This window comes from Frankia sp. Hr75.2, from assembly GCF_949319125.1.
In the GTDB taxonomy this organism is placed as follows: Bacteria; Actinomycetota; Actinomycetes; order Frankiales; family Frankiaceae; genus Parafrankia; species Parafrankia soli.
In genome coordinates, this window is the sequence record NZ_CASGGV010000205.1 from 1 (window position 1) to 741 (window position 741).

Sequence of the window (741 nt, forward strand, 5' to 3'; positions counted from 1 at the left end):
TGGGTGTGGTGGGGGTCGGAATGGTGGCTGTGTGTCGTGGGGTATTTTCCACCCCGAGGCGGTGTTGCCTGATGGTTCATCGCCACCTCCTCCCGCCGTGCCAGCCTTGTGTTGCGGTTCGACGTATGAATGTGGGTGGGTGACGCGCGTCGCCCCGAACGGGCCCGTCCAGACGAACGTTCCTTCCTGTGGTTGTGTCAGCCGCCAACGGTCGGAGTACTTCATGCGGTGGTGCTTGCGGCATATCGGCCCGAGGTTCCGGGTGAGTGTCGGCCCGCCGGTCGTGTGCGCCACCGTGTGGTCGATATCCGCGCGTCGCGACGTACGGGCGCATCCCGGGAAGACACAGCCACGGTTCCGTGCCCGCACATGCCGGGCCTGGGCCGCGGCGGGTAGGCGCCGGTCCGCGATCTCGACGAGCGTGCCCTGAGGGTCGGTGAGGATCCGCCGCCATGTCGATCCGGGCCGTGCGGCCATCTCCCGGGCCACCGCCGCGGGAACCGGACCGTACCCGGGGATCTCCCCGGGATCCTCCGCCAGGCCCAGCAGCACCGTCACCGACACCACGACCTGCACCTCACACGCAAGCGGCACCGCATGCTCAGCCCGCCCACACAGAAGATCAACGAGGACGTCCGCGCGGATCTGGTCACGGCTGCGGCTGTCCCCGCCGCCTCGGTGCGCGGCGATCCCCTGGGCGATCTGGTCGACCCGCTGGTAGCAGGCGGTCGCCTCCTCGGC

Annotated in this window: 1 protein-coding gene; it reads right to left on the minus strand. The window is 69.6% G+C overall.

What is annotated here, in order from left to right; translation table 11 throughout:
* The coding region (locus AC559T_RS15030; RefSeq protein WP_498869125.1) for an HNH endonuclease signature motif containing protein at positions 1-741 on the minus strand (741 nt) is incomplete at both ends.